Here is a 4,041-nt window from a genome sequence, read left to right as displayed (position 1 = left end):
GCCACGTTCCCGTCGTTCTCCACGATCACCGGCAGGCCGGTGGCGTCCCCGACGTACGTGCGCAGCGGCTCGTCCCGCCAGGCCAGGTTCGGGGCGAACAGCACGGTGGAGCGGGAGGCGTCGATCCAGCCGGCGGCGCCGATGCCGACCGCCTCGACGGCGTGCCCGGCGGCCAGTTCGGTGACCACCTCGATGATGACGTCGCGGGTCTTGGCCACGTCGTCGGCGGGGGTGTCCCGTCGCGTCTGCACGAGTACCGTGCCGGCGTCGTCCACGACACCGCCGGCCACCTTCGTGCCACCGACGTCGACTCCGATGGTCAGCGTCACCGCTGCCACTCCCCTCTGCTGTGCTGCCCGGGGACCGGCCGAACCAGCCGTACGGTCCCGGGATGTCCGGTGGTCAGGCCCCGTCGCCTGGTGCGTCCGCGCCCACCTCTCCGGACGCCCGCGAGGCGGGCACCACGGGACGGCCGGCCGGTGGCCGGCTCGTCGCCGGCTCCGGCGGCCCGGCGGCGTCGGCGGCGGCACCCGAATCGGCCGCGCCCTCCCCCCGGGTGGCGGCGGACCACACGTCCTGCTCGGGTGCCGGCTGAGAATCATGCCCGGTACGGGTCGCCTCGCGCCACACGTGGTCCCCGGATCCGTCCGCCGCGGCGGTGCCGTCGTCGGCGGTTCGCTCCGGCTCGGCGGGGGTGAACGCGCGCAGCAGGCTCGCCACGCCGGCCGCCAGGTCCCCGGCGCCGGTGGCGAGCCGCTCGGCGAATTCCGGACTCGGGTCGCGCAACGCGGCGATACCGCGACAGACGGGGCAGACACAGCATTCCGGCGAGCCGGTGGCGAAACCGGCGGGCGCGGGCGTCTCCGGAGCGGGCCCGGCGCCGGGCGGGGTGTGACCGAGGACACCGGAGAGGATCCCACCGAGCGGACCCCAGGCGCCGGAGCCGGGCGCGGCGGCGGCCATCTTCGCGCCGGCGAGCAGGGTGGCGACGAGGCGCTCGGCCTCTTCCCGGGCCGAACCCGGATCAGTGGTGCCCATGGTTCGGCTCCTCCAGCGTGACTACCGGGACGGTCGGGTCAGTGCGCCGCACCGGGTGCTTCTACCCGGCGCTTGAGCTGCTTCAACGCCGTATCCATGATCATTTTCTCGGCCTTGCGGCGGAACATGCCGAGCATCGCCACGGACAGCTCCACCTCCAGCGTGTAGGTCACCGTGGTCGTCCCGTCCGGGTTGCCCACCAGGTCGTACGACCCGCGCTGGGACCGCTGCATCTTCGACGGGGCGACCAGGCGCCACTCGATCCGGGAGATGTCCTCGGCGTACTCGTAGGCCAGCACGTACTCGTCGGCCAGCACGCCCGCGTCGAGGGTGAACCGGACCTGGCTGGCATAGCCGTCCTCGTACTCCTCGATCACCTCGGCCTCGCGTACCGCCTCGGTCCACTCGGGGTAACTGGGGAAGTCGCAGATGACGGCCGCCACCCGATCCGGTGACGCGCCGATGATGATCGACTGGGTGGAGGAGTCCGCCATGGGGGGAGGCTACCCGGCCGCGTCCCGCCCGGCGCCGCTCCACCCGCCGGCGGGCCTCCCACCAGCCGGTCGGCCAACCTCCCTGGCCGACCCCCCGGGGTGTGCGGGTAGGTTTCGACAGAGCCGACCAGGCCGGCCCCCGCCGGTAGAGCACGAGGGAGTGCAGGTGCGCGAGTTCTCCGTCCCGCCGATCGTCACCGTCGGCGACGCGGCCAACCTGACCGACCCGGTCTGGGAAAACGCCGAGGTCGCCCCGGACACCGTGCAGTTCGTCCGTCCCGGCGCGGGGACGGCGCGCGAGGAGGTGACCTGCCGGCAGTTCCGCGACGAGGTGGTCGCGGTGGCCCGGGGCCTGATCGCGGCGGGCGTCTCCCCCGGCGACCGGGTCGGCCTGATGAGCCGCACCCGCTACGAGTGGACCCTGTTCGACTACGCGATCTGGGCCGCCGGCGCGGTCACCGTGCCGATCTACGAGACCTCCAGCGCCGAGCAGGCCGCCTGGATCCTCGGCGACTCCGGCGCCGTCGCCGTGGTGGTGGAGAGCACCGCGCACGCCACCCTGGTCGCCGGCGTCCGGGACCGGCTGCCCGAGCTGCGCGAGGTCTGGCAGATCGAGCTGGGCGCGGTGGACGACCTGGTCACCGCCGGCGAGGCGGTGGACCCGGCCGAGGTCGAGACGCGCCGCTCCATGCTCAAGGCCGGCGACGTCGCCACGATCATCTACACCAGCGGCACCACCGGCCGGCCGAAGGGCTGCGTGCTGACCCACCGCAACATCTACACCGACATCGCCAACGCGGTGCCGGTGCTGCCGAACCTGTTCCGCCCGGGCGCCTCGACGCTGCTGTTCCTGCCGCTCGCGCACGCCTTCGCCCGGCTCATCCAGGTCGGCGTGGTGCACGCCCGGGCCACCATGGCGCACTGCGCGGACACCAAGAACCTGGTCGCCGAGCTGCAGGACGTCAAGCCGACGTTCGTGCTCTCCGTACCCCGGGTCTTCGAGAAGGTCTACAACGGCGCGCGGCAGAAGGCCGAGTCCGAGGGGAAGGGCAAGATCTTCGACCGGGCGGAGAAGGTCGCCATCGCCTGGAGCGAGGCGCAGGAGCTGCCCGGCGGTCCCGGCCTGGGCCTGCGCGCGCAGCACGCCCTCTTCGACAAGCTGGTCTACCGCAAGCTGCGGGCGGCGATGGGCGGCCGATGCCGCGACGCCATCTCCGGCGGCGCGCCGCTGGGCGCGCGCCTCGGGCACTTCTTCCGCGGCATCGGGGTGACCATCTGCGAGGGGTACGGCCTGACCGAGACCTCCCCGGCCGCCGCCGCGAACCTGCCCACCGGCACCCGGATCGGCACCGTCGGCCGCCCGCTGCCCGGCGTCACCATCCGGATCGAGGACGACGGCGAGGTCCTCATCGCCGGCGACATCGTCTTCCAGGGCTACTGGCACAACGAGGCGGCCACCGCCGAGGCGATCAGCGCCGACGGCTGGTTCCGCACCGGCGACCTCGGGCACCTCGACGAGGACGGCTACCTGAGCATCACCGGCCGCAAGAAGGAGATCATCGTGACCGCCGGCGGCAAGAACGTCGCCCCGGCGGTGCTGGAGGACCAGGTCCGGGCGCACCCGCTGATCAGCCAGTGCGTGGTGGTCGGCGACCGGCAGCCGTTCATCGCCGCGCTCGTCACCATCGACGAGGAGGCGCTGCCGAAGTGGCTCGCCGCGCAGGGCCGCCCGGAGACCACGAGCATCGCCGAGCTGCGCGAGGACGCGACGCTGCGCGCCGAGGTGCAGGGCGCGATCGACCAGGCCAACCAGGCGGTCTCCAAGGCCGAGGCGATCAAGGTGTTCCGGATCCTGCCGCAGGACTTCACCGAGACCACCGGTGAGCTGACCCCGTCGCTGAAGGTCAAGCGGCAGGTCGTGCACAAGACGTACGCCTCGGAGATCGCGGAGATCTACCAACGCTGACTACGATCCGTCACGTGCCCGCCTCCACATCCGGCCAGCCGCAGACGCAGCCCCTCGCGGTCGCGGCCCGCGCGGTCCTCCTCGCGCTGGTCGCCGCCCTGACCCTGTTCGCCACCCGCGACGCCGCCCAGCTCTGGTGGATCGCCCTGCTGGGCGTCGCGGGGCTGCCCGCCGTGCTCGCCCCACAGCACCGGCTGCTCACCCCGATCAGCAGGTTCGCCGAGGTGGTGGTGCTCGGGCTGGCCGCCAGCCAGGTCGCCGCCGACACCCACCTCACCGGTGTCACCGGGGGCGTTGGCGCCTCGGCGGTGCTGCCGTACCTCGCGGTGCCGGTCACCGTGACCGCGCTGAGCCGCCGGTTCCGCGAGGGCGCCGCGCTGCTCGCGGTGGCGGCGGCGACGCTCGTGGCGAGCGCCGCGTTCACCCGGGTCGACGGCGGCGCGCAGCTCGGTCAGGTGGGCTACCTGGCGGTCTGCGCCCAGTGGCTGATCCTGGCCGGTCTCGGCCTCTACACCGCCGGCACGCTCCAGCGCGTGATGCGGG

The 4,041-nt window shown here is 73.4% G+C and carries 4 protein-coding genes and 1 pseudogene; 2 read left to right on the top strand and 3 right to left on the bottom strand.

Annotated elements, in window-relative coordinates; all coding sequences use genetic code 11:
• The 3 genes from KBX39_RS25160 to KBX39_RS25150 all read right to left on the bottom strand — a co-directional run.
• On the bottom strand, positions 1–338 hold a 338-nt coding region (locus KBX39_RS25160), incomplete at its 3' end, for an ROK family protein (RefSeq protein WP_210872825.1).
• A 64-nt stretch (positions 339–402) separates the two neighbouring features.
• A complete protein-coding gene (locus tag KBX39_RS25155) occupies positions 403–1,038 on the bottom strand; it encodes a hypothetical protein (RefSeq protein ID WP_043329396.1) in 636 nt (211 codons plus the stop codon).
• 38 nt (positions 1,039–1,076) lie between these two features.
• Positions 1,077–1,532: an SRPBCC family protein gene (locus tag KBX39_RS25150; RefSeq protein WP_043329393.1), complete on the bottom strand. Its 456-nt coding sequence runs from the start codon at positions 1,530–1,532 to the stop codon at positions 1,077–1,079.
• Between the two features lie 166 nt (positions 1,533–1,698).
• Between KBX39_RS25150 and KBX39_RS25145 the strand changes: the two genes are divergently transcribed.
• Together KBX39_RS25145 and KBX39_RS25140 are read left to right on the top strand one after the other, a co-directional pair.
• Positions 1,699–3,498 carry a long-chain fatty acid--CoA ligase gene (locus KBX39_RS25145; protein WP_064446408.1) on the top strand — a complete coding sequence of 600 codons (1,800 nt, stop codon included), beginning with the start codon at positions 1,699–1,701 and terminating at the stop codon, positions 3,496–3,498.
• 14 nt (positions 3,499–3,512) lie between these two features.
• Positions 3,513–4,041, top strand: a pseudogene (locus tag KBX39_RS25140) (ATPase); the annotation flags it as partial.

Origin of the sequence: Micromonospora sp. D75, from assembly GCF_018070405.1 — a bacterium.
GTDB lineage: Bacteria > Actinomycetota > Actinomycetes > Mycobacteriales > Micromonosporaceae > Micromonospora > Micromonospora chalcea.
This window is presented reverse-complemented; position numbering and strand designations above follow the sequence as displayed.

Bases quoted from the DNA above. Each gene is read 5' to 3' on its own strand.
- KBX39_RS25155 (WP_043329396.1), bottom strand. From the start codon at position 1,038: ATGGGCACCACTGATCCGGGTTCGGCCCGGGAAGAGGCCGAGCGCCTC.
- KBX39_RS25150 (WP_043329393.1), bottom strand. From the start codon at position 1,532: ATGGCGGACTCCTCCACCCAGTCGATCATCATCGGCGCGTCACCGGAT.